A 1,505-nucleotide genomic window follows, 5' to 3' on the forward strand; every position below is an offset into this window, starting at 1 on the left:
TCGTCGGTCAGTGACCAGTCTTGATGACGGCCCTGCCCGGCGTCGCCCCCCAGCTGGCCGAGATAGTTGAAACTTATCGCCGGCAACTCACCGGCTAAGTCTCCAGCCTGATGCAAGGCCCCGTACCCTATCCCTTTATTCGGCACCGCCCTGAGCATCTCTTTGGTGTGGATTATGGTTTCCGTCACCCCTGCCTGCATTTCCAGGCGCACGGGGTACACCGTGGTAAACCACCCCACGGTTTCTGAAACATCCAGCGTATTATCGATGGGCTCCCGGCCATGCCCTTCCAGAATGATGTGATTCACCGGGCGTGAAAAACTGGCCGACAATGCCAGAGTGAGCGCACTCAGGAGTAGGTCGTTTATCTCCGTGTGGTAACCGGAATTGGCCTCCCGCAACAGGGTATCGGTCAGCCCGGCAGAGAGCGCCAACCGGTGCTGACTGACTTCACCGGCTGCCGGTTCAGCCTCTTTTCCGGCCATCACCCGCTGCCAGTAGGGCACTTCCTGTTGACGGTGCACCGCATAGTGATGAACTGCAGCCACCCACTGGCGGTAGCTGCTGGTCTTCGGTGGCAGGGTTGCGCCTTGCAGTAATAAACGCATATCTTCCGCAATGATGCGCCAGGATACCGCGTCAATAATCAGGTGGTGAAAGGCGAAGAATAACCGGGCGCTGCCGTCAGCATATCCGGTCAGATGACCGGTCTGCCATAAAGGGACGGCAGCATAATCAAACCCGCCCTGCCACTGCGTCAGCTGTTGATGTAGTGCCGCCTCACCCAGCACGCTGACATCAGCGCGGTGTAAGACGGGCAACCCGAATGGCATCTCAGCCTGATAACACTGACGATAGCCATCTTCCGTGCTGACAAAGCGGGTACGCAGCATATCGTGCCGCCCGGCCAGCCGGATCAGAGCCTGCTCAATATCAGCGTGCCGGATTCCCCCGGGAAGCTGCATCATAAATGCCTGATTCCAATGGTGCGGACACGGCAGGTTACGGCCGAAGAAGGCCTGCTGAATCGGCAATAAACCAAACTCGCCGCTTAATAATCCCGGCTCGGCAATCACCCTGACCGCCGTAGAGGCCTGGGTCAGCAACTGCGCCAGCCGCGCCACTGTCGGGGCCTCAAAAATCGATTTGACCTGTAGGGAAAAACCCGCCTGCCGAAGTTTAGACACCAGCCGGATACTGACAATCGAATCCCCCCCGATCCGGAAGAAGTTATCCTCAGTGCCAACCCGTTCCAGCCCCAAGACGTCCTGCCAGACGGCACACAGCCGGGTTTCCAGCGCATCGCACGGCGCCACATAACCGTCCCGGCTCACCCACACCGGGGCCGGCAGTGCCGGGCGATCCAGCTTGCCATTCAGGGTCAGGGGCACCGTCTCAATCCGGGTCAAGCTGGCTGGCACCATGTAGTCCGGCAGGCGGGCGGACAGATGCGCCATCAGGGTGTCATCCGACAGCGTTCCGTCCGTAACCAGATACGCCGCCAG

At 59.7% G+C, this 1,505-nt stretch carries 2 protein-coding genes; one reads left to right on the forward strand and one right to left on the reverse strand.

Translation table 11 applies throughout. From position 1 onward, the window contains the following. The coding region (locus PSI22_RS21075; protein WP_273581434.1) for a condensation domain-containing protein at positions 1–1,316 on the reverse strand (1,316 nt) is incomplete at its 3' end. 35 nt (positions 1,317–1,351) lie between these two features. Between PSI22_RS21075 and PSI22_RS21600 the strand changes: the two genes are divergently transcribed. Next, complete coding sequence (locus PSI22_RS21600; RefSeq protein ID WP_273581435.1) at positions 1,352–1,489, forward strand: hypothetical protein; 138 nt, start codon at positions 1,352–1,354, stop codon at positions 1,487–1,489. Positions 1,490–1,505 lie beyond the last annotated feature (16 nt).

The sequence above is a fragment of the Xenorhabdus aichiensis genome, assembly GCF_028598775.1.
Taxonomy (GTDB): domain Bacteria; phylum Pseudomonadota; class Gammaproteobacteria; order Enterobacterales; family Enterobacteriaceae; genus Xenorhabdus; species Xenorhabdus bovienii.